Genomic DNA, 23,276 nt, shown 5'->3' on the forward strand with positions numbered 1-23,276 from the left:
GAGTCTTTGATACTCGCCGACGAGTCTTTGATACTCGTGAATGATTTTTTAGAATTCAAAATTATATTTAAATGCAACTCAGTATGATAAACAAAGCGATCGCTGAGGATATTTTAAATCATGCCAAATCTTAAAGAAGATGATAACGCCCTGCGTGAGGTGTTAATCCAAGCCAAAACTATCGCTGTTGTAGGTCACTCTGATAAACGCGAACGCACTAGTTATCAAATCGCCCAATTCTTGCGGCAGAAAGGCTATACAGTCTATGCCGTCAACCCCCTAATTAAAGAAATTGACGGTCAACCCAGTTATCCTGCACTCCCGGAATTACCCGAACCCGTGGATATTGTTAACATATTTCGTCGTTCTGAGTACTTGCCAGAAATCTTAGATGAAGCAATTTCCATCAATGCGAAAACTGTATGGACACAACTGGGTATCTGGCATCAACCATCAGCCCAAAAAGCTATAGATGCAGGACTCAATGTAGTTATGGATGCTTGTATCAAAATTGAATATCTGCGGCTGAAAGTAGGTTCAACAGGGGATGTTTAGTTTTGCATCCATAATTATGTATACAGATAACTCTAACAATCATGTAGATTGTAATTATTATGCAAAAAGCGATTGCACAAACATTTTATGTGTAGAGATATTGCATACTAAGTGTTTGTTTGAGTTACTTGCTTAAACCCTTCTAAAATAAAAACTATTGTAGGTAATTTTATTACTAAAGTTATTTTTATTGTGGGAGGTTATGATGAGCCGTCCAATAATTCTTGGTATTGTCGGTGACAGCGCGGCTGGTAAAACAACACTAACGCGAGGAATTGCTCAGGTACTCGGCCCAGAAAATGTCACAATCATCTGTACAGATGATTATCACCGTTACGATCGCCAACAACGTGCAGAAATTGGCATCACTGCCCTTCACCCCGACTGCAATCACTTAGATATTATGCAGCAACATCTGTCGCTGCTACGCACAGGACAACCAATTCTTAAGCCAGTTTACAGCCATAAAACCGGCAAATTCGAGCCACCGCACTATATCAAGCCGAATAAATTCGTGATTATTGAAGGATTACTCGGTTATTCTACTCGTGCTGCTCGTGATTCCTACGACGTGAAAGTTTACCTTGCACCCCCTGAAGAACTACGCACTAAGTGGAAAGTTAAGCGGGATACGCAAAAGCGCGGCTACACAGCTGAACAGGTAATAGCGGAATTAGAAAAGCGCGAACCAGATTCAGCAGAGTTTATCCGTCCGCAGCGACAATGGTCTGATATAGTGATTAGTTTTTATCCACCTACTGGGGAAGATGATGAAACCAATGGACATCTGAATGTTCGTCTGGTACTTCGTCCGACAATTCCTCACCCAGATTTTACCCAGATTATCAACTCTGGCTATGGTAATTCTGACTCTGCGATCCGCCTGGGGCTAGACAGGGATATGAGTAAACCTGTGGATGTCTTAGAAGTTGATGGTCATGCCACTTTAGAACAGGTAAATAAGCTAGAGCATATTATTTGTTCTGATATGCCTCATTTACGAAATATTTGCGATCGCGAAAGTAATCCAGAATTGGGAAAAATTGCTGGTACAACTGGAGAAGCACTCCAAAGTTATCCTCTGGCTTTGACTCAGTTGATCATTACCTACCACATGCTGAAAGCAACACAAATTCATCAATAATTAGGAAAAATTAAAGAGTTAAAAGGGTTTGCGATCGCGTTTAGTGTTAGGCTGCTGAATTATGCGATGCCTACGGCGGTAAACTACGCCCTTTGCTGACGTTATTCAAAGTTCAGATGCAGAAACGCGCCCTTCAATTGGTTCATACTCATCTTCTAGCAACCAGAGTTGAGCCTCTTCTTAATTTGAACAAGTAAATATAACTTTATAACCTAATGTCGATTTTCTGCATCAATTCCTCTATATAAAATAGCGGGATGCTTGACCCTTCTAAACTGATTCTGTAGCCAGAGGATTACTAACGTAACTGGTAGCCTACGCCCCATATACGTAAAATATCACGACAACCATCTTCAAAAGCTTCTTGAAAATTTATCATTTGAAAGCTCGATAGCACCCAAGAAAGCTGCTCATAATCACAATCTTGATAGAGAATTGGAATAATCTTATTTTCATAACGATTCTGTTGGAGGGCGAATATTAACTCCCGCTTAACCCACATTGAATTTACTGAGTTTGGAGAAAGTACTACAAGGAACCAATCACATCTTTTTAGTGCATTTCCAATCTCATTATGCCATTGCTGTGCACCTAAAATGTTCGTTTTGCTGTACCAAACTGGAATGCCATGATGACGCAGAACCTCTGTTAATTTAGAAACAAATTCTTGATCTTGGCTTGAATGCGAAAGAAAAGCTTCACTTGGTATCATTATTTAGAAAATCCACTCCTGTTAAGCAGCAGCTTTTTTGAGAGCTTGGGTAATATTTCTCAAACCTTCCTCATCATGCTCAAGATTTGATAAGTAAATTATCCCAAATTTCTTTAGAATCCAGGGAATTTCTAGTTCTAATTGAGAAATTTGTTCAGAAGGAGCAGCAAGGACAGGAATTACCTGACCTTTATAGCTCTGTTCGCCTAGAGCATAGCCTACTTCAGCATTCATGTAGGGAGAATAAACTGAGTTAGGCGTTAGTAAAATAACCATTGCATCAGACTCTCGAAGCTCATTAGCAATAACTTCTGCCCAGTTATCGCCTGGAAAGAATTGAGTATCGTCCCAAACTTGGAAATCTGCATTTCGCAGAGCATCAGCAATTTGCCAAGCTAACTTTCTATCTTGAGAGTTGTAGCTGATAAATACGTTCATCTCATCTCCTATAGCAAAGTGCTGAGTACTGTTAGCGGTAGCGGGGCGTTTAGCCCGTGCTGAGTGCTGAGTAGAAACCCAGTTGCTTCAAGGTTTTGAGCAATCAACACTGTCCTGACATTAGTGGCTACAGCTATATCTCAAGTCTGTTCGATTAATAGACTAAATCCAATTTTATCTAAATATTGTGGCAAGTATTTGAAAAGATGGTGTTATCAAAGGTATCTCTACATAGGAACTAGAGGTAAAATTCCCCAAAATTAAATATTTTCTCAAATAAAGATGATTTTGAGAGCAAACAAGGGATAAATAAGAATAGTTTCATGTCTAGTGACGATTTTCTTAGTTTCCTATGACCTATTGCCTCAGAATTGCTGACCTACCTACAAATGAGCGTCCGCGTGAGCGATTAATGACGCATGGGGCCAAAATTTTAGCTACAGCAGAGTTAATCGCAATTCTTCTAGGCACTGGTCAAGGGCCAGGAAAACTATCTGCTGTGGGTTTGGGACAATATATCTTGAGCGAATTAGGCAAACACCAACGCGATCCTTTGGTAGTTCTGCGAGAAGTTAGCCCTGCTGAGTTAATGCAAATTTCTGGCGTTGGCCCAGCGAAGGCGACAAGTATCTTAGCAGCAATTGAATTGGGTAAACGCGCTTTTCAATCTCGTCCCAATGATGGCACATTAATTGATAGTCCACTTGCTGCTGCTGCTACCCTTAGTCAAGATTTGATGTGGCAGACACAAGAACGTTTTGCAGTGGTGCTGTTAGATGTCAAGAATCGCTTATTAGGTACGCAAGTAATTACCATTGGTACCGCAACCGAAACCCTAGCCTCTCCCCGTGATATTTTTCGAGAAGTTATTCGTCAAGGCGCAACGCGGGTAATAGTTGCCCACAACCATCCTTCTGGGAACCTTGAACCGAGCCAGGAAGATATACAATTAACGCGTCAGTTGTTAGCAGGAGCGCAGCTTTTGGCCATTCCAGTACTAGATCATCTGATTTTGGGTAATGGCAATCATCAAAGTTTACGGGAACTGACAACCTTGTGGGATGAGCATCCACAGGGGGATTAAATGAACAGGACACGGGGACAAGGAGAGTTTTTTCACTGCGTCCCCGCGTCTTCTTTCTTTACGCCTGCCTTTAAGTTAAAACTTATTTGCTTTCCTGCATATTTCTGACTAGTTTTGTTACCAGCTTTCTGGGAGTAAATCTTACAGATTCAGCGAGTAGCTTATTTTTAATTCCAGGAACGACAACAGTTTTGTTTTCAAATAGACCACGATAGCCGATTTGGGCTACTGTTTCCGCAGTCATAATTTTTTGACCGCTTACCAACTTTGAGTCTTCCATTGCGGCTCTTTGTTGAAAACCAGATTCTGTAGGCCCTGGACAAAGCGCCGTCACAGAGACACCTGTACCTTCTAATTCATTAGCGATCGCTTCTGAGAACGATAAAACATAGGCTTTACTAGCGTAATATACTGCCATCAGCGGCCCTGGTTGAAAAGCAGCAGTGGAGGCCAAGTTTAATATTTTTCCAGACCCCCGCTTAACCATACCTTTGAGAAATAACTTGGTTAAATGTGTCAGACATAAAATATTGACTTGTAGCAATTGCATTTCAGCATTCAGGTCAATTTCGTTAAATAATCCGTAGGTAGCAAACCCAGCATTGTTCACCAGCACATCAACATTGATCGATGCTTGTTCTAGCTCCCTGAAAATTTCTTCTGGGGCTGACGGGTTAGATAAATCTTTGGAAATAACTTTGACATTAATGCCAAATCTATTTTTAAATTCATCAGCGATTTTATTCAGCTTGTCCACGCTTCTAGCTACCAACACAAGATTGTAACCATCCTGAGCAAATAATTTCACGAATTCATAACCGATGCCGCCAGATGCACCAGTAATAAGAGCCGTTTGTTTGCGATTACTTTGCATAATTTTCCTCTCTTAACAGCTTGAAAACAAATAGACAGGTGAAATAACTATGTGTTAATCCAGAACCTTTATAGAGACGTAGACTGCATCTCTCCATTTTTTTCACTCATGTCTCTTATGAATCATTAGTTATTAGTTATTATTAACCTAACGCTCTTTAAGCTTGGTTATTCTCTATTTAAAATAATTAAAAATTGTTAAGTAACCATAACTAATTACTGACTACACAAAAAGAAACATTTATTTATTGCCATTGGGAAATTTCCAAGCGAACTGCCGCATTGGTTCCTAAGACTTTTTGCCCGCGTTCAGGTAAGGAAACATACGCAACAAATACACCCGAATTGGATTCTGAAGTCGGATTTAACTTTGTTACTGGCTCTTTTTCATCAGAATTCCAACTGTATTTAGCCTCATAAGTGCTATTTGATTCGGCAACATCAGTAATTAGATAGTCAGACCATAGAGGTACTTGGTCGAGATGATGGTCGCGTAACCAATTCGTCTCTTGTTTTGTGAAGGAATGCAGTGCTAAACGCAGGGCATATCTACAGGTATTATCATCACTGGCTGAGTTTTTTGGAATTAAGAAAGCTGTAAATAGAGGAACAGGTTTATCTGTTCGGGTTAACTCTTGTGTAATTGGGCAATAATGAGCGATCGCTTGCTCATATATAGGAATAGGAAGACCGCGCAAAGCCACTCTAGTTTCCAGTTGATAAAAATTCTTGTCCAGGTCTTTTAACTCAACATTGCTCAGAGACAGTTTTACCTGGATATCACCAAACAAAAAGCGTTGCAAGTTTTGATAACCTTCTTCTGAGTTCACCATGCCATAACGCCCACCATGAGAACGGTGAATATAAGCACGATGAGAACCCATGATGTAAGCTTTCTCAATCTGAACTAGACCATCACTTTTGACTCCGACAGTCTTGCGTGAAAGACCAAAACTTTCTTCATAATCATGAGCATTAGTACCGATAATACAAAAAACGCGATTTGGCAAAAATGCGTCCCCTATACTTTGTAGTGTTTCTAACTTAAAACCCTTGGGTAACTCATCAGTTGGCTCGGCATTAGGTGTTAAATACTGATACATTCTCTGGGGGCCAAAGTCATCAGAATTATTTAATCTGAGGGTGTCTCTAAGGTTTTCGATCAAGCCATCTCCAATATCAAAAACAATGCCACCATGAGGTGTACCGTAGGTAAAGAATTTGTCAATGTGATTGGTAGCTGCGTCGTTTGTTTCTGGATAAATCTTTTGAATCAAGCTGCGACAAACAAGGCCGCCCATCGAGTGGGCAACCAAATAAATTTTATCGGCACCAGTCATTTCCTTGACATTTTTAATCAAGTCTCTTAAACCTTTCGCTATGTCCTCCATTTCCTGTCGGACTACACTTGAGGAGCCAAAACTCGGTGTAGATATATCATAAAATCGATAGATCCAAATAGTTTTATGAAGTTGATCGGACAATCTTTTAATCTGATTGCTCACATTTTGATTGTCAACAATCGGTTGATAACCATGATCGGTCATTAGTCGTAGCAATGGACTTTCGAAAAAAAACTTCTGAGGATTTTCCTTCTCATCTACTCGAATATGGGTTGAACCACTATTGAATCCATAAAAGGGATCGTCAACTGTTTGCTCAACGTCTTTTTGTGTACCTGCATATCCACGAACAAAGATAATTGGTAAATACTGCATATATATCCTTCCTATTTAATAAATATTTTTTTTCGTTCCCAGATTTAACCTGGGAACGAGTGCAGAATATCCAGACAAGTTGTCTTAGTACAACATTTTATTAATTCGTAGCGAATTCCCTGCGCCTCTGGAGCGTTTAAAACACTACGATTGTACACCGGAGCTGTACTAGAAGGTTTTCACGAACTCAATTAGCGCTTTCTTATCTTCATCTGGCAGATTTGAGCCGAAATAATGACCCTCATCTTCCACAAAGTCAGGAGATTTGTTGGCTCTTAAAAGCACGCGTGCCAACTTACCCTTAATTCCACCGCCCGGTTTCAAGTCTTGGAAAAGGTTACTGAGATTGAGAGATGTAATTGCCTCTCTCATATTGATGCTTGCTAGCAAATTCACAGGCGTACCTTTAGGAACAGGAAGTTTAAATCTCGGATTCGGATCTCCTGGGGGAAGCTCTAATTTGGTATCTCGATCTGTCCTGCTGATAATTCCCTCACGCTTTTCAGGCCAGAGCAGCTTTTCCATAGCATCCGTATAGGCTTCTACACGTCCTTTTACTGAAGGATCTTCGTTGTAAAGTCCTAGCGCGTTGTTGTGAAGAAGTGGTGCTGTTGCCCAAATGCTCACTAGTGAAGGTGTACGGTAATATCCCAAACCACCGTCAGGTATCTTAAATTCGATGGGTTTTTTCTGATCGAAGGGGTTGTACAGCGTCAAAGTACCTGGTGAAGGCAGTTCTTTGTAAGTCTTCGATGAGAACTGATCCCAAATATGCCCCTTAGCGGCATTTGTCCCTAGCGATCGCGCCGCATTGGTACCAATTAAAGTAACTGGATAACGCTGGTCATCAGACAAGAAGTTGTGGTCAAGAAAATTACTACTGAGTACAGACTCTTCGTACCATTTTTGAGCCTGTTCGGGGTCAGCAGCAATTTCAGCCGATGGCTTTTTGCTGGAATGGCAACTAGCACAAGTGCTGGCAAAAACCAGCTTGCCACGTTTGAGAACTTCCTCATCTTTAGTCAAGAACTCTTCACCACCTGGTGCATCTTTCAGGTGCATCGGCTTGATGCTTTTCAGGAATGCTTCGGCATCAGCCATACGTGTTTCTGTCTGTCTCCAGCCTTCGCAATCCTTCCGTGCCTTTTCGATGTCAAAAGGTTTTTGGGGAGTTCTGCCTAATAAAGGCTCATGGAGACTTGTCCAGTAATCGCCGCACATCCCAATATTGACGTAGACGCGTAATGAGGCAATTGGCACTCCTGTAGAGTCTGCACCATCCTTGAGAATATGATTAACATCCTTGGTTGAACCATCGTTCATTACCTCTGGATATTTGGGGCGATCGCCTAAATTAAAAATGGAATTGATTGCATTCGGATTGTTGATGTGATCGGTCGCAATTCGAGAAGTATCAGATGTCCCCGGTTTTTGAGAGTCAAGTACTTGCTTAATAAAACTATTGTCCGCAACGCTGGATGCAAATAATTTGTTTTCCTTGATGTACTGATTACCTAATGCTGCTACAAGGTTTTGCCATTTCGGGTGTTCCTTATCTTTGGGTGGATTGAGGGGATCTAATGCTACGTGACAAATAGCACAAGACTGCCCGATTACGTAGGGAGGCTCAATTTGTGAGGTTTTGGCATATTCAACAGGGTTCCATTTTGCCGAGTCGAAATTGGGGTTTGGAAACTTACGCAATCCAATAACACCAGTTGAGAGTCGATCTTTACACTTATCTAACCACAAACCGTATTCATCTGGCGCTGTTGCTTTTTCACATCCAGGATCGTTAATTGCGCCATAACGTTGCAATCGCTCGTCATGCACACGCGAGTCAATCAGCTTGAGCAGGTCAACACCGCCACGCGTTCGCTTCGCTAAATCACGATAGTACTTGGCGTTACCGCCAGTCCATAAGTACCAAGTGCAACGACCCCGTTTCTCGGCATCTGTCAAATTTTCCTTTGTGTACTCTGGGAGATAACCGATACCTTCGCAGTTATCAGGGTATTCAGATACATCAGATACAGCCGTATCTGAATACTCAGTATTTATGGACGCAGGTGTTTCACTATACTCATCGGCTAGAGCTGTAGGCGTTCCATAAAAGCCGCAGACTATAAACATAGTCACGAATAGGAGGAGCAGACAGCCCTTAAAAATTAGACTTGTCTTTTTCATAAAACTCTCTGGTTATAACACCTAAACCTTTTCCATTGCACCTCACGTTTGCAGAGGTACACTAATGCTCCATCACTAATTTCCCATTTTCCAGATTTAGTCTTGGGATATTTTGATGATTTAGAATGTACCTTACTGAGGTTCGTTATATATGAAGTTACTACACAAATTTGCAAAACGTCATCAATAAACTTTTATACATTTCTAAATCAAAAATTTAAAAAATTGTAAATTTACAATGGTGTTCAATAACCAATTTGCTATGGTTATATCGATTTCTTACCTAGTAGGTTAGGTTTGTAACAAATTGTTAGCAGCTACTTTTAAGGTTGCCTTAACCTTTTAAGAGTAATAAAAGGCGGAAATTTTCACTTTTTTTAAGAATTGCTCTGTAAATCCCATCGCTTTACAAACTGCAAAAGTCTTTATATAACTGTAAAAACCAATAAGGATAAATATCCATGCTGAAACTTAGTAGGTAAATTTAAGTAACAAAAACTTAATACTTAGCGATCGCATCCGAAAACCTGCACTGTAGATTTGTAGACATAAAAAACTGCCCTCCCAGAGACACTAGAAATAATAGTGCTCTGGCGAGACTGTTAGTGCTACGAATAATTTTGACACTAATTTTATTGCCGAAACAAGAAAAGACAGAGGAACACATGGAAAACGATATTATCTTTGAGCCATTGAGATTTCGTAATCTCACAGTAAAAAATCGGATATTTCGCTCAAGCATTTCTGGAAGATGGGATAACTATGATGGTTCAGGCACTCAAGCCCGAATTAACTGGGAAGAAAAGTTTGCTCGTGGTGGTGTAGGAGCTATTATTACTTCCTTTGTCCCAGTCGCCATCCGGGGACGAATTATGCCTAATTACGCCACCATTGACTGCGACGAGCGCATTCCTTTTTGGCGAAAAGTAGGTGAAAAAGTCCACGAATATGACTGTAAATTAATTTTGCAATTAAGTCATTCTGGGCGACAGCAGGACATTGGTGGTATAGAAAACTCAGGAAAAAAAGCGTTAAGTTCCACCAGCCAAACTGAGCCATTCCACGGGTTTCTGTGTCAAGCGATGACACTAGCAGAGATTAAAGAAACAATCCAATACTTTGCCGATGGTGCTAGACGTGCTCGTGAAGCAGGATTAGATGGAGTAGAATTGCACAGTGCTAATGGATATCTTTTTAACCAATTTCTCAGTTCTGGAATTAACGACCGTCAAGATGAATATGGTGGTTCATTAGAGAATCGAGCGCGGTTTTTGCTAGATGTCATTAGAGCAATCCGCAAAGAAGTAGGAAATGACTTTCATCTGCAATTCAAAATTAGTGCCGTTGACTATAACAACGCCGTTACCTTTTGGGAAAAACCAGGTAATACCATAGAAGATTCCATCCAAGTTTGTAAATGGGCAGAAGAAGCTGGGGCTGATGGTGTCCATGTGTCAACTGGTAGCTTGTTTCCTCACCCACTCAATCCCATTGGTGATTTTAATTTTGATATCATTACTAAAACTTATGATTCTATGTTGTCAAGTGGCGTTGAAACTACACGCAACTACATTTTATTCCGCAAAGCATTTTTGCATCCAATTTTCAATCTTTTATGGAACCGCGTCAAAAAGCAATTGCCTCCTCAGGCATTTAGTGGTGATGATGTAAAAGACCCTAAAATCAAGCAGTTACTGATAGAGAACCAAGGCAGAAACTTACTAGATTCTAGAGAAATTAAAAAGCACGTTAATATTCCCGTATTATGTACAGGTGGTTTACAGCAGGCTTCTTATATTCGTCAGGCAATTGACGAGCATTATTGCGATGGCGTCACAATGGCGCGTACATTAATTGCTAACAACGATCTAGTTAAATCTTTTAAAGCAGGTAAAGATTTGGCAGATAAACCCTGTACCTATTGCAATAAATGTCTGCTGAATGTAATTGAAAATCCCTTGGGTTGTTACGAGCAAGATCGCTTCAATAGTTATGAAGAGATGATGGAAGAAGTAATGTCAGTCTTTCATCAAACTCAGCTTGTCAATTCATCTAGATAAAAAAGCAATGCGTATTACATCAACAATTTCGCTTATAAATAATCTCGACAATATGGGGAGTGTTTCATGACTGAACAAACAAACCCTACCCTACTTCCAGCCTCAATCAAGGGAGTCTTCCAGCGGATTTGGGTTGTGATTGTAGGTATTGTAGCAGTAGCAGTATTTTTCCTTTGGCCTGTTTTGTCCAACTCGCCAGTGGCTTATGCTGATATTGAAAACCACTTTAAATATGGTTCAATCGGCAGCGAACCGGTTAATGGCATCCCTTACTGGATTTGGAAAGTTTTACCAGAATTATTCTCAGATAAATTACCTGGAAAAGGTTATACTTCTCTGGGATTTATCAAAGAACCTGACAAAGATTTGCCTATAGGTTTTTCGCAACGGCGAGTCTTTATCGATAGAGTTGGGTTGAATTGTGCTGTATGTCATACAGGAACGCTGCGAGATACCCCTAATAGCGAACATCAAATCATCACAACAATGCCTGCGAATGTGGTTAATTTGCAGGGATATATCAAATTCTTATCAGCAGTTGGTGTAGATGAGCGCTTTACTGCTAACCGGATGTTGCCAGAAATTGAAAAAATCAGTGGGGGTCTTAATCCCATTGAAAAATTACTTTATCGCTTCATTGCAATTCCTCAAACTAGAGATGCACTAATTAATCAGGCATCTCGACTTGATTTCGTTGAAAAACAACCAGATTGGGGCCCAGGTAGAGTAGATACTTTTAATCCTTATAAAGCAATTCAATTCCATTTCCCAATGGATAAATTGCGTAAGGATGAACTGATTGGTACTTCTGATTTCCCCTCCGTTTGGAATCAAAAACCTCGCGAGGGATTGCAGTTACATTGGGATGGTAATAACACTTCCGTTAATGAACGAAATAAGAGTGCAGCTTTAGGTGCTGGAGTTACACCCACAACAATTGATTTACCTCGGATTCAGCGAGTTGCCGATTGGCTGTGGGAACTACCACCACCAAAATATCCCTACGAAGTTAACGAAGCGATCGCAGCGAAGGGAGAACAACTTTTTGAAAGTAATTGTGCTAGTTGTCACGCTTTTGGTGGTGCTTATACAGGTAAAGTTGTGCCAATTCAAGAAATTGGTACAGACCCTCATCGTCTCGACTCATATACCTACGAAACGATGTCTAACCAAAATACTCTGTATACAGGCTATCCGTGGCGCTTTAAGAATTTCCGCAAGACTAATGGCTATGCAAATATGCCCCTTGATGGTGTTTGGTTACGCGGCCCTTATCTGCACAATGGCTCAGTCCCTACCTTACGAGATTTACTAGAAACACCACAAAATAGACCAAAAGAATTCTATCGTGACTACGATGTGATTGACAGAGTAAAAGTTGGTTTTGTATCTGATGTCGGTGTAGAAAATGGTAAGAAATACTTTAAGTTCGATACCACAAAAGCTGGAAATAGTAACAGTGGTCATTTATATGGTACTGATCTTCCTACAGAAGATAAAGATGCACTAGTTGAGTACATGAAAAAGCTTTAAAAGGAGAAAAAAATGAATAATTATGCTAAATGGTTTAGTCGCGTTACTTGGCTTGGCATTATTGTTAATATGCTTTTTGTCATTCCCTCGTGCTTCTTTCCAGAACTAATGCTGACGTTTCTTCAGATGCATATACCAGTGCCAATTATCTGGGTTCGCGCTGCGGGAATGCTGTTATTTATTATTAGTGCATTTTATATACCTGGAGCACTTGACCCATACCGATATCAAGCAACCGCCTGGATATCAATATTTCCTTCAAGAGCTTTTGGCTCGACATTTTTCATTTGTGCAGTACTTTTCTTTGGGCAAGATAAAGGATTTTTATCCATTGCCTTTGTAGACCTGTTTTTTGGATTAGCGGAAGTAATTCTTCTGACACTAGCAATGCGCGATCAAAATGCAATTGCTGCAACTCCTGTGAAGCAATTCTCCTAATTTTATCCCTAGTCTAGTGTAGGTATATTGCCTGCATTACAAACAGATTCTTCTGCAAAGGAGCAAAAGAGTGCCATGACAATACTCAAAAATAAAATAGGTAGGGTAATCGCAAGCATTGTTTTAATTGCGATCCTTTTAGCTGGTGTAGTTGGGTATGTGGGATGGTACAACCTTTTTCGAGAGGTTCCCACATATTATGAATCGCCTGAAGAACACTTTAAATATGGTTCTATTGGCACAGAAGAAGCACAAGGTGTTCCCTATTGGATTTGGCTGGTACTACCACGAATATTCCCTGATAAATTACCAGTGCCAGGTGGTTATACTTCTTTAGGAATCACATGGGAAGAGGGTAAAGAAATGCCAGTTGGGTTTACGAAAAAAACCATTGGCTTCCCTCGCGTCGGTATAACTTGCGCTGTTTGCCATACTGCCACCTATAGAAAAACAGAAAAAGATAAACCCACAATTGTGGCCGCGGCTCCTGCCAGTAAGTTTGATTCACAAGGCTATTTACGATTTTTGAGTGCAACTGCTGGTGATGCCAGATTTACAGCAGATTATATCCTTGACGAAATCAAATATAACTATCAGCTTTCGTGGTTAGAAAATTTACTTTATCGCTTTCTGATAATTCCTCAAACTAAGAAAGCGCTGCTGCAACAAAAAGCAGACTATAGTTGGACAGATTCTCGTCCTAATTGGGGCCCTGGTCGTATTGATCCTTTTAATCCTGTTAAATTCAATACTTTAAAGTTGCCCAAAGATAACACTATTGGCAACTCTGATATGATGCCTCTTTGGAATCAAAAGATGCACAAAGGGTTTGCACTTCATTGGGATGGGTTAGAGACTTCACTAACAGAAACTGTTCAAACTGGAGCAATTGGTGATGGTGCTACCAAAAAATCACTTCCTGTTGCGGATTTACAACGGGTAGAAGATTTTATTCAAGAACTACCACCTCCTAAATATCCATTTGCTATTGATGAGCAAGTGGCTGCAAAAGGAAGTCAAATTTTTGCTAATACTTGTGCATCTTGTCACGCTTTTGGTGGGGAAAGAACGGGTACTGTCATCCCTGTAGAAGAAGTGGGAACTGACCGCCATCGGTTAGATATGTGGACACAAGAAGGAGCAGATACTTACAATCGTTTTGGTGATGGCTATCCTTGGGATTTTAAAAACTTACGCAAAACCAATGGGTATGTATCTGTTTCTCTAGATGGATTATGGTTAAGAGCGCCATATTTACATAATGGTTCAGTCCCATCTTTACAAGATTTGTTAGAGAAACCAGAGAATCGTCCTCAAGTTTTCTATCGGGGATATGATGTCTACGACCCGAAAAAAGTTGGTTTTATTATTGAGGGAGATGAAGCCAAAGCTATAGGTTTTAAATACGATACGACGGTAACTGCTAACTCAAACCAGGGACATATTTATGGCACTGATTTATCTGATGAGAATAAAAAAGCTTTGATTGAGTATCTGAAAACTCTGTAATTCAAGTCGTTGCTACATCCTGATGTGATTTAACAACTTTCTAACGTTAATCATTTATTAGCAGACGCTAAAAAACTGAATTGGAGATAATCGTGAAACCATATTTACCACAAAAAGACCCTAATGTTAATGTCCGAATCAATTGGCTAGATAAAAATCGAGAAGAGTACAAATTTAATTACAATTATCTAGCTCCTCTACCAGTCATTGATAAAGTTCCTCATAAGGAAATCTTCTCGGCGGAATATACTGCTAAACGTTTGGCAAGTATGGCAACTCTTGCACCAAATATGCTAGCTGCCAAAGCCAGAAACTTCTTAGACCCATTAGATGAATTAGAAGAATATGAAGAACTTTTGTCACTACTCCCAAAACCTGATGTCATAAAAAATTACAAAACAGACTCTTGTTTTGCAGAACAACGACTCTCTGGAGCGAACCCATTAGCTATCCAAAGAATTGATGTATTACCTGAAAACTTTGCTGTCACAGATTCCTATTTTCAAAAGGTTACAGGTACAGAATTGACGTTGGAAAAGGCACTCAAGGAAGGCAAGCTGTATTTCTTAGATTACCCTTTGTTATCTGATATTCAAGGTGGTGTCTATGATAATGTTAAAAAGTACCTTCCCAAGCCACAAGCTCTATTTTACTGGCAAAGTAATGATAGTTCTAATGGCGGTTCTCTAGTGCCTGTTGCTATCCAGATTAATCATGATTCGGGTGCGAATAGTGTGATTTATACACCAGATGACCCCCATTTAGATTGGTTTTTGGCAAAAACCTGCGTTCAAATTGCTGATGGCAACCATCAAGAATTGGGTAGTCATTTTTCTTATACCCATGCAGTTATGGCTCCGTTTGCAATTGTAACTGCGCGGCAACTAGCAGAAAATCATCCCATCGCTTTACTGTTAAAACCTCACTTCCGTTTTATGCTATTTGATAACGATTTGGGGCGCACTCAATTTTTACAACCTGGAGGCCCGGTTGATGAGTTTATGGCAGGTTCATTAGCAGAGTCTCTTGGATTTGTGGCGAAGGTTTATGAAGAATGGAGTGTTGAAAAGTTTACCTTCCCTCGGTTAATAAAAAGTCGCAAAACGGATAACCCAGAAATTTTGCCGCACTTTCCTTTCCGGGACGATGGCATATTAATTTGGAATGCTGTCGAAAAGTTTGTGGCTGAATACTTGCAACTCTATTACAAAACCTCACAGGATATTAGTGATGACTATGAGTTGCAAAATTGGGCTAGAGAATTAGTGGCTCAAGATGGTGGTAGAGTCAAGGGAATGCCAGCCAAGATTGAGACTCTAGAACAACTGATTGAAATCATCAGTGTGGTAGTATTCACTTGCGCTCCTCTACACTCCGCTTTGAATTTTTCTCAGTACGAATATATGGCTTTTGTACCCAATATGCCCTATGCAGCATACCACCCAATTCCAGAAACTAAAGGTGTGGACTTGGAAACTATTATGAAGATACTTCCTCCTTTTAAACAAGCTGCTGACCAGGTGATGTGGACTGAGATTTTAACATCGTACCACTATGACAAATTGGGTTTTTATGATGAGGAGTTTGCCGATCCATTGGCGCAGGAAATTGTGGTGCAATTTCAACAGAATTTGCATGAAATAGAACGGCAAATAGACATTAGAAATCAAACTCGTCCCATACCTTACAACTACTTCAAGCCTTCGCAAATTATTAACAGTATCAATACTTAAACTGGGGATTGGGGACACTTCGACCCCGAACTTTTCTTCGCTGAAATTGGAGAATCTTGAAGGCAACCCGTTGAACTAATCTCAGAAAAAAGAGGAATAACAATGTCAAATCAGCAAGTAACTGTTACCGCTCGATTAAAAGTAAAGCCAGGTTTGGAGCAGGGATTCAAACAGGAATTTCAATCTGTAATAGCTCTTACAATTGCAGAAAAAGGTTGTATTAATTACGACTTACATCAATCTGTTGAAGATCCATCTTTGTTTCTGTTACATGAAAACTGGGTCAGCCAGGAAATTTTAGCACAACACCTAGAGCAGCCGTATATTAAAGCTTTGAGCGAAAAGTCAGGACAATTTTTAGTTGAACCACCTGAAGTCAGGTTATGGCAGCAGATTGCAAACAACTCTTAGTTGGTGATAATAATGACATCAAGGGTGTTATTGTATGGTGCAACTGGCTATGCTGGAAAACTCATTGCTGAATCTGCTAAAAATAACGGACTGGAATTAATTTTAGCTGGACGCAATCAAAGTTCACTAGCAGCAGTAGCCAATGAATTAAGTTTGGACTTTCGGGTTTTTGGCTTAGATCAGCCGCAAGCGATCGCTCGCTCTCTTGAGGATATAATTGCTGTCATCAACTGCTCTGGGCCTTTCTCCAAAACCTCAAAACCACTTGTCGATGCTTGTCTCCAAACTAAAACTCATTATTTAGATATAGCTGGCGAAGTACCTGAATTTCAGGCGCTACAGGTACGAGATACTGAGGCTAAAAGTGCAGGGATAATGCTTCTCCCTGGTGTAGGATTTGGGGTTGTCCCTACTGATTGTATAGCTGCTTACCTCAAACAGAAGTTAGCGATGGCAACGCGACTAATTTTAATCTATGAAACAGTGGGAGGTGTATCTCAAGGAACTGCAAATACAGTACTGCCAACTTTACATCATATCGGGGTAGTCCGAGAAGCAGGTAAGCTGATCTCATCTCGTCCAGCATCGAAAAGACGTAAAGTTGATTTTGGTTATGGCCCAGTGACAGCAGTAACAAACCCTTGGCGTGCTGATATTATCACTGCGTTCCAAACTACGGGTATCCCTAATATCGAGGTTTATACTGTATTTCCTAATCCTGTGCGCTTCCTGATGGAGTCAAGCCAGTATTTGGGATGGTTATTTAACTCGTCTTTATTCCAAAGTGCTTTAGCAAGTCTAATTAAAACTCTTCCGACTGGGCCAACGGCAGCAGAACGAGCCAAGGGGCAAGTTAGAGTAATTGGTATTGCTGAGGATGAAACTGGTCAACAAGTAAGTGCAAAGCTCTTAGGGCCGGAAGCATACGATTTTACGGCATTAGCGGCTATAGCAGTTATCAAACGGGTAATTAAAGGCGAAGTTAAGGTCGGATTTCAGACTCCTGCATCTGTATATGGGGCAGATTTTGTTCTTGAAATTCCGGGAGTTATCGGTTTCAATTAAGAGGTTGTTTAAAATGTTGAGAATATTGTAAAAAAGCTTTCTCAGTAGAGGCTGTGAATAAAGAGTGGTATGAGTAAAGCTTACCCTAGCAACTTAAGCCTGACACAATATAAATTGATTAGTGACCTAATTTGGAAGTGAAACCGGGTAGTCGCTTTTCTTGAAGTTGAGATGTGGGAGGTTCTCAACGCGATTTTCTACATTTTGGTGAAAGGAGTCAGATGGCGTAGGTGTAGCCCGTCGTAGACATCGCTACCAGTTTTAAGGCTTGCTTTGCATTGGCTAACAAGGTTTTATAATCTAGCCGCTCTCGATCTTGATTTTTTTCGGATTGCATTTTTATCTCTTGATCGACACATTTTCGGCAATTAACTCTCGTCAGTTATATAACAAAACTGGCGAGAGCTTAGTAAATATTGTCTGTGTTATCTGAGTATCAGCTATTTAATCAATAATGGTGATTCCGGGTTAGGATTTTCTTGGATGCTACTTACACAAAAACTAATATGCGAGCGAATAGCTCGTTCATAAACTCCAGTTTGCTGAGTGCGTACCCCTATAGCCTGATATATTAAGTTAACTTCTGGAAATTCAGACCAATACATCAAAAAGATGTCTTTAGCTGGAGTAATAATTTCATAATTATTCTCTTGTCTTTTCTTTCTGAGTTTACAATTATTTAGTTGTAGTTTTTGTCTGAATAGTTTTTCAAAGTCTGGAATTAAATCTGAAGTAGTTTTCATGGTTAATACACGTTTTAACGTGATAATTATGCAAAGACTATCTGGTGATATTACATATTACTAAGTATGACACTTCAGATACTTCTTACAATATAGTGTATCAGTTATCGGGTATTTGAAAAGGTTATTTAGAGGCAGGGTCACTCGTTAGCGTACTCTTTGATGGAGAAGCAGGCTGTGCGATCGCTGCAACCTTTTATCAGGATTTTTATGGAACAAATATACTATTTCCTAAATTATACTTACCAAAAGTTTGCCCGCTTGTAATGTTATGTCAGTATAGCTAGTACAGCCGAAAGTTTGCCTACCTTTAAGCAGTTGCTCAAAACAACTTGTCTGCCTATTGTCTGCTGAATTGAGATGGTAGCTGGATTTATGCGCCCGCTGTACTAGTTAGCAGAAACACCCTGTATAATTACACCACTAAATTAATCTTTAGGGTAAAACCTTGCGAGGTATTCACTAGCTAATACTGTTCGGTTAAGGCAAGAGACGCGATGAATCGCCGTCTCTACAATCATCAGTTTTTCGTCTTGACGGGGATTTATTGGGCCTTTAGCGAGCTAGAATTTTCATCAAAAAACCTTAACCGAATTGTATTGATTCGTTACCTACAGGCTACAGCCTGGGCCTTCAAGACCCTCTGCAAAACTGATTAATTCCAAGTACTCTGGATTTTCCACAAGCTTTTTAGCAGCTAGCAATCCGGCAATGCTCCAAGTTTGATAAATTCGGGCTTCTTTGCCAATTAAACGACCATTGTTGCCATCGTAGTATTCTGGGAATTTATCTTTAAATAAACGCCTTTCAGCAATAGCGATCGCTGCTTGAGCAAGTTCTGTTCGACCGACTTTCAACGCCGCAGCGGTAAATAACCATAGTAAAACGGGCCAGTTACCACCGTTGTGATAAGACCAAGCCCTGTTCTTAGCGTCACATCCTGTGACAATTCTCCACTCTAAACCTTCCAAAGCTGGAAAGCAAATTTTAACAGGCATATAACCGATCAAATCTTGCCAACGTTGGGCGAATAAATTCATAATGCTTTGAGATTCTTTTTCGCTTGCTAAGGAAGCTAAGATTGCCATCAGATTTCCCAGAGCAAAAAAGCGAAAATCTATCCGCCCCGGCCCCAGATTTCCCGCTAAATATCCTCCAGTTTCGGGCAACCACTCGGTCAACCAAGTAGGAATTGATTCTGAGTTGATGTTGAATTTATTAACAATTTCTTTACCAAATTCGTTATCTTTGTAACGATAGATTTCCCCCAATCGTTTCAGGTCTAACCAGTAATAGTTGCGGATATGATATTTCAAAGATCCCAATCGCTTATTGACTTTGCTAAGGTAGCTATCACCATCCCCATCTGGTAAAAGTAATTCACTAGCAGCCCTCAAAGACGCGTAGAATAACACCTGAATTTCTAAAGGATGTTCGTAAACTCCCATGCGACGGTCAATCATAAACGCGCCATCGGGAACTAATATTGTTGGATACATGGAAAACCGATGTACTAAGCAAAGATCCAAAATTAGTTTGATTCCGGTTTGAAAATCTGGCTGACGCGCCAAGGACAAATCGCCTGTAGCTTTTTCATAAGCTCGTAGCAGGAGAATCCACCACATACAAGAATCAATTGGGGGAACGCGAGCGATCGCCTGTTCGCCAAAATCAGCAACCAAAAATTCCTCATTCCCATTAGAATGTACTTTGAAACTGGCAGGCATTAATCCTGCTCCCGGTTCAAAGCAGTCCATCTGCTTTTCATGACTTTGTAATTTCAGTGTTTCTACTAAGAAGTTACGCACAATCTCTGCTTTACCGTGCATGAGAAACACTAAGGCAGAAGGGACAAAATCGCGGAGGAAGCACTGGTCATAATTGAGTGCATCTGACTCCGGATCGTGGGCGGCTACAGTACCAATGGGTTTTCCTTGGTAGTAAATTACGGACTCTCCCAATAATTCCCAGGCTTCTGCTTCCATCTGACTGTTTTTATCGATCGCACTAGTCATGGGTGTTTAATTCCAGTAATGGTATGTATCGGCTTAATTGTGGAAAGTACGCCAGCCTAACCTCAAGCTGACCAAGATTCTCGGAAGTCAGCATATACAGTCAATCCACCATCTACAAATAGCGTTTGTCCGGTGATGTAGGCGGCTTCATCCGAAGCTAAAAAAGCTACTGCGGCTGCTATCTCCCCAGAGGAGCCAGCACGTCCCATTGAGATGTAGACTTTCCACATAGGCGTAGCCCGTCGTAGACATCGCCTTTTTTTGAGGATCGTCTATCCAGGCTTGATTCATTCGCGTAATTGTTGCTCCGGGGCCAATGGCATTGACACGAATACCAAGGCTTGCATATTCCAAAGCTAAAGTTTTGGTTAGGTTTTCCATCCCGCCTTTGCTAATGGAATAACTGATATACATCGGTCGCCCAATAATTTCGTGAACGCTGGAAATATTAACGATCGCTCCCGGACGATTAACAGACAGGAGGTGTTTAATAGTTTCACCGGCGCAGAGATCAGCACCCCGGAGATTGACTGCAATTACCCGGTCAAAGTCTGCTGTGGTAACTTCGTGGGATGGACTTTCTGTTTGAATGCCAGCATTATTAACTAGAATATCTAAACTGCCAAATTCCTTGACTACGGTGTTGACCATCTCAACAATGTCTGATTTTTGGGAGATATCTCCCTAAAGCAGCAGCGATTTCACGCCACAATTTTCGATATTTCCGCAGGATTTTTTTGCAATGCCATCTCTTCTGTGTCTGCCGCGGCTTCAAGGTATGAGCGGTAATTGATGGCGATGTTGCACCCTTCTTGAGCGAGTCCGATAGCGATCGCCTGACCGATACCTGATATTGCACCTGTAATTAAAGCATTCTTTCCTTTTAAGCCTATCATATTTCCTCCCAAAGCTGCCCTAATTTGAATTTGCACCAGTCAAACAATTTTGGATTTTAGATTACTCTTTTGTAAATTTAAGGCTGCTACTGTCAACCCCTATTGGAGGGAATTTAAAGTTAAAAAATAGGTATTTGATAATTTTGAATCTCTGAAAACAATTTTCATCGCACCAGTTACGTCGTCCATCTTGAATTTCTGCAAAGATATAAGCCGCCTCATTCCAACCACCATAAGATAGCAACACAAACACCATTGCTAGTCCCCAGGTTCCTGATGATGCAGATTCTACAGGGGTAGCAGAATTAGGAATGGCGGTAAGCCCAATAATAACTACCAGCAACAAACCCAGAACTTTCGCAGCACTCAGTAAGTTTTGTGTCCACTTACCCTGTTGCAAACCGATAATGTTCAAAGCAGTTAAAAGTGCGATCGCTCCATAGTTTCGATTAAGTAGGAATGCACATCTGGGCGCTGTTAATTAATAAATAATATATCAATTTTTTATCCCTAATTCTTTAGTATCTGCTACTGGGAAAAAGTAAAATATTTATTACTTCACCTACTACCGATTTATTTATCTCTATCTTGAAGTAGCTTTCTCATTTCCATTTGTTCTTGTTGTTGGCGTAACTGTTCCTCTAGCTGTTCCATCCTGGATTGTTGTTGTACCTGCTAATTAGTGATAGCTGGTAGATGTGGCTTAGTTTTCCCCGCGAACATAGCTACATCTTAGTAGTATTTGTTAGCTATTTCTACCTTGTGTCCACACCATTTACTAACTATCTTTACATCAATCTCTAAGTCCTAAACAGCATGGGTAATAAACGTGTATCGTGTGTTGTAGGGCGGTAAATACTTTGTGACTTTACTTTGTTGAATCAATGTCATAACAATGCCAATAAATGGATTTTTTTACTCTTACTTCCCTTCCATGCAACGCAAAAAATAACTTCAATTAATGCTAAAAGTGTGGAATTAAGTTTGATAGTAACTGATATATAAATATTATAGGGTAAACCGTACTTTTCATCTTATATACCGTACTTTTCATCTTATATATATATACTTTACTATTTAAATAGTTACAAATTAGGTCAACTCAATCAGAATTCTAAATTATTCTAAAAACAATTAACAAGGAGGTAAATTTATGTCTCAAAATACAATTACCCACTTAATTCACGATCGCAATGCCCGTGGTCACGCTAAAATGGGCTGGCTCGATAGTTATCACACATTTTCCTTCGGTAGTTTTTACGATCCCAACCGCATGGGATTTCGCTCTCTGCGAGTAATTAACGACGATCGCATCGCCCCCGGTGCTGGATTCCCTACCCACAGCCATCGTGACATGGAAATCCTCACTTATGTCTTAGAAGGTGCTGTAGAGCATAAAGACAGCTTGGGTACTGGCTCGGTGATTCGCCCTGGTGATGCCCAGATTATGAGTGCTGGAACTGGAATCAGCCACAGTGAATTTAATCCTTCACCAACAGAATCACTACACTTGCTACAAATCTGGATTCTTCCCGATCGAGAAGGGTTAGCACCAAGATATGAACAAAAAGCTTTTCCTCTAGAAGAAAAGCGTGGCAAGCTTCGCTTAATTGCTGCTAAAGATGGGCGCGATGGTGCTGTGACAATTTACCAAGATGTTGATTTATACACATCTGTTTTAGAGTCAGGTGATGTTGTTAATTATCAAGTCAAACCCGGTCGTTATGCCTGGTTACAAATAGCCCAAGGCATAGTCAACTTAAATGGTGAAGAACTCAGAGCCGGTGATGGTGTACAAATCAACGGCGAAGAACAGCTAGAAATTAGCACCAACATCGGCGGCGAAATCTTGCTTTTCGATTTAGGCTAATATCTCCTTTCTCTGTTAAAAGGCTCATTTAGATGAGCCTTTTACTCAGAATATTACGTTTACTAATTAAGTATGTTTGCGGCTTCCGTGAAGGTAAAGAAAATCACTGGAAATGCTAGCAGAATGTCTCAGAGCGCTTGGTGCAGATCCAGATTCTTTGGTTTAGGATGTGCTTTGGGGTGAATTATGGCGATCGCAATCTCCGACAACCAAGCCACAAGTCTAAAAAACTGCTGAACGAGTATCAAAGACTCATTAATGGAGTTCAAAGACTCTTTAATGAAGCTCAAAG

The 23,276-nt window shown here is 40.4% G+C and carries 18 protein-coding genes and 2 pseudogenes; 11 read left to right on the forward strand and 9 right to left on the reverse strand.

Features of this window, described 5'->3' with window-relative positions; translation table 11 throughout:
• Positions 1 to 120 precede the first annotated feature (120 nt).
• Positions 121 to 555: a CoA-binding protein gene (locus ACFE93_RS27325; RefSeq protein WP_375478054.1), complete on the forward strand. Its 435-nt coding sequence runs from the start codon at positions 121 to 123 to the stop codon at positions 553 to 555.
• Between the two features lie 205 nt (positions 556 to 760).
• Entirely contained in the window at positions 761 to 1,699 is a 939-nt protein-coding gene (locus ACFE93_RS27330) for a phosphoribulokinase (RefSeq protein WP_375478089.1), read from the forward strand.
• A gap of 298 nt (positions 1,700 to 1,997) precedes the next feature.
• Here the strand turns inward: ACFE93_RS27330 and ACFE93_RS27335 are convergent, their stop codons facing one another.
• Together ACFE93_RS27335 and ACFE93_RS27340 are read right to left on the reverse strand one after the other, a co-directional pair.
• A complete protein-coding gene (locus tag ACFE93_RS27335; protein WP_375478056.1) occupies positions 1,998 to 2,411 on the reverse strand; it encodes a toll/interleukin-1 receptor domain-containing protein in 414 nt (137 codons plus the stop codon).
• Between the two features lie 21 nt (positions 2,412 to 2,432).
• Positions 2,433 to 2,849, reverse strand: coding sequence for a toll/interleukin-1 receptor domain-containing protein (locus ACFE93_RS27340; protein WP_375478058.1), 417 nt, complete (start codon positions 2,847 to 2,849; stop codon positions 2,433 to 2,435).
• 352 nt (positions 2,850 to 3,201) lie between these two features.
• Here ACFE93_RS27340 and radC point away from each other — a divergent pair, with 352 nt between their 5' ends.
• Positions 3,202 to 3,933 (forward strand): DNA repair protein RadC, encoded by a 732-nt coding sequence (radC, locus tag ACFE93_RS27345; RefSeq protein ID WP_375478060.1) that lies wholly within the window; start codon positions 3,202 to 3,204, stop codon positions 3,931 to 3,933.
• 82 nt (positions 3,934 to 4,015) lie between these two features.
• Here radC and ACFE93_RS27350 read toward each other — a convergent pair whose 3' ends face one another.
• The 3 genes from ACFE93_RS27350 to ACFE93_RS27360 form a co-directional block, all read right to left on the reverse strand.
• Entirely contained in the window at positions 4,016 to 4,807 is a 792-nt protein-coding gene (locus ACFE93_RS27350) for an SDR family NAD(P)-dependent oxidoreductase (RefSeq protein ID WP_375478062.1), read from the reverse strand.
• Between the two features lie 244 nt (positions 4,808 to 5,051).
• Positions 5,052 to 6,524: an esterase/lipase family protein gene (locus ACFE93_RS27355; RefSeq protein WP_375478064.1), complete on the reverse strand. Its 1,473-nt coding sequence runs from the start codon at positions 6,522 to 6,524 to the stop codon at positions 5,052 to 5,054.
• A 168-nt stretch (positions 6,525 to 6,692) separates the two neighbouring features.
• Positions 6,693 to 8,711 carry a hypothetical protein gene (locus ACFE93_RS27360; protein WP_375478066.1) on the reverse strand — a complete coding sequence of 673 codons (2,019 nt, stop codon included), beginning with the start codon at positions 8,709 to 8,711 and terminating at the stop codon, positions 6,693 to 6,695.
• Positions 8,712 to 9,331: 620 nt separating this feature from the next.
• Here ACFE93_RS27360 and ACFE93_RS27365 point away from each other — a divergent pair.
• The 7 genes from ACFE93_RS27365 to ACFE93_RS27395 all read left to right on the forward strand — a co-directional run bounded on the left by ACFE93_RS27365 (position 9,332) and on the right by ACFE93_RS27395 (position 17,460).
• Positions 9,332 to 10,771, forward strand: a complete 1,440-nt coding sequence (locus ACFE93_RS27365; protein ID WP_375478068.1) for an NADH:flavin oxidoreductase — start codon at positions 9,332 to 9,334, stop codon at positions 10,769 to 10,771.
• A 66-nt stretch (positions 10,772 to 10,837) separates the two neighbouring features.
• The gene (locus ACFE93_RS27370) at positions 10,838 to 12,304 is read left to right on the forward strand and encodes a c-type cytochrome (protein WP_375478070.1); all 1,467 of its coding nucleotides are present in this window, start codon (positions 10,838 to 10,840) and stop codon (positions 12,302 to 12,304) included.
• 12 nt (positions 12,305 to 12,316) lie between these two features.
• Positions 12,317 to 12,742, forward strand: coding sequence for a hypothetical protein (locus ACFE93_RS27375; protein ID WP_375478072.1), 426 nt, complete (start codon positions 12,317 to 12,319; stop codon positions 12,740 to 12,742).
• 75 nt (positions 12,743 to 12,817) lie between these two features.
• Positions 12,818 to 14,251 carry a c-type cytochrome gene (locus ACFE93_RS27380; RefSeq protein WP_375478074.1) on the forward strand — a complete coding sequence of 478 codons (1,434 nt, stop codon included), beginning with the start codon at positions 12,818 to 12,820 and terminating at the stop codon, positions 14,249 to 14,251.
• Positions 14,252 to 14,343: 92 nt separating this feature from the next.
• The gene (locus ACFE93_RS27385) at positions 14,344 to 15,984 is read left to right on the forward strand and encodes a lipoxygenase family protein (RefSeq protein WP_375478076.1); all 1,641 of its coding nucleotides are present in this window, start codon (positions 14,344 to 14,346) and stop codon (positions 15,982 to 15,984) included.
• A gap of 102 nt (positions 15,985 to 16,086) precedes the next feature.
• On the forward strand, positions 16,087 to 16,395 hold the full coding sequence (locus tag ACFE93_RS27390; RefSeq protein WP_375478078.1) for a putative quinol monooxygenase: 309 nt from the start codon (positions 16,087 to 16,089) through the stop codon (positions 16,393 to 16,395).
• A gap of 12 nt (positions 16,396 to 16,407) precedes the next feature.
• The gene (locus tag ACFE93_RS27395) at positions 16,408 to 17,460 is read left to right on the forward strand and encodes a saccharopine dehydrogenase family protein (RefSeq protein WP_375478080.1); all 1,053 of its coding nucleotides are present in this window, start codon (positions 16,408 to 16,410) and stop codon (positions 17,458 to 17,460) included.
• 440 nt (positions 17,461 to 17,900) lie between these two features.
• On the opposite strand, the gene ACFE93_RS27400 is transcribed toward ACFE93_RS27395, so the two are convergent.
• The 4 genes and pseudogenes from ACFE93_RS27400 to ACFE93_RS27415 all read right to left on the reverse strand — a co-directional run.
• Entirely contained in the window at positions 17,901 to 18,203 is a 303-nt protein-coding gene (locus ACFE93_RS27400; RefSeq protein WP_375478082.1) for a hypothetical protein, read from the reverse strand.
• 611 nt (positions 18,204 to 18,814) lie between these two features.
• On the reverse strand, positions 18,815 to 20,218 hold the full coding sequence (locus ACFE93_RS27405) for a glycoside hydrolase 100 family protein (protein WP_375478084.1): 1,404 nt from the start codon (positions 20,216 to 20,218) through the stop codon (positions 18,815 to 18,817).
• Between the two features lie 62 nt (positions 20,219 to 20,280).
• Positions 20,281 to 21,114, reverse strand: a pseudogene (locus tag ACFE93_RS27410) (SDR family oxidoreductase).
• Between the two features lie 175 nt (positions 21,115 to 21,289).
• A pseudogene (locus tag ACFE93_RS27415) lies at positions 21,290 to 21,550 on the reverse strand (amino acid permease); the annotation flags it as partial.
• Between the two features lie 717 nt (positions 21,551 to 22,267).
• Between ACFE93_RS27415 and ACFE93_RS27420 the strand changes: the two are divergent.
• Positions 22,268 to 22,984, forward strand: a complete 717-nt coding sequence (locus tag ACFE93_RS27420; RefSeq protein ID WP_375478086.1) for a pirin family protein — start codon at positions 22,268 to 22,270, stop codon at positions 22,982 to 22,984.
• Positions 22,985 to 23,276 lie beyond the last annotated feature (292 nt).

It is taken from the genome of uncultured Nostoc sp., assembly GCF_964247315.1.
Classification (GTDB): Bacteria; Cyanobacteriota; Cyanobacteriia; order Cyanobacteriales; family Nostocaceae; genus Nostoc.